1 protein-coding gene is annotated in these 270 nt (G+C 66.7%); it reads right to left on the reverse strand.

Annotation, left to right across the window (positions count from 1 at the left end; genetic code table 11):
* The coding region (locus FLQ44_RS21245) for a LysR substrate-binding domain-containing protein (protein ID WP_338117503.1) at positions 1 to 270 on the reverse strand (270 nt) is incomplete at its 3' end.

The raw sequence follows: 270 nt of genomic DNA on the forward strand, positions 1-270 counted from the left end.
AAGCGCGGGATCGGCTGGCACGGCGAGCACGAAGGGCTCCTCGAACAGCAGTTCGGCGTGCAGCTGGTCCTCGTGCAGGGGCAGGGCCAGCACGGCCGCATCAATGCGACCTTCCTGCAGCAGCTGCAGCAGGATCTCGGTCTTTTCCTCGGTGAGCAGCAGCTCCATGCGCGGAAAGCGCTCGCGCAGCCGGGGGACGACATGCGGCAGCAGGTAGGGCCCCAGCGTCGGGAAGATCCCAAGCTTCAAACTGCCTGCTTCCGGGTCCAG

It is taken from the genome of Vogesella mureinivorans, assembly GCF_007644035.1.
Lineage (GTDB): Bacteria > Pseudomonadota > Gammaproteobacteria > Burkholderiales > Chromobacteriaceae > Vogesella > Vogesella mureinivorans.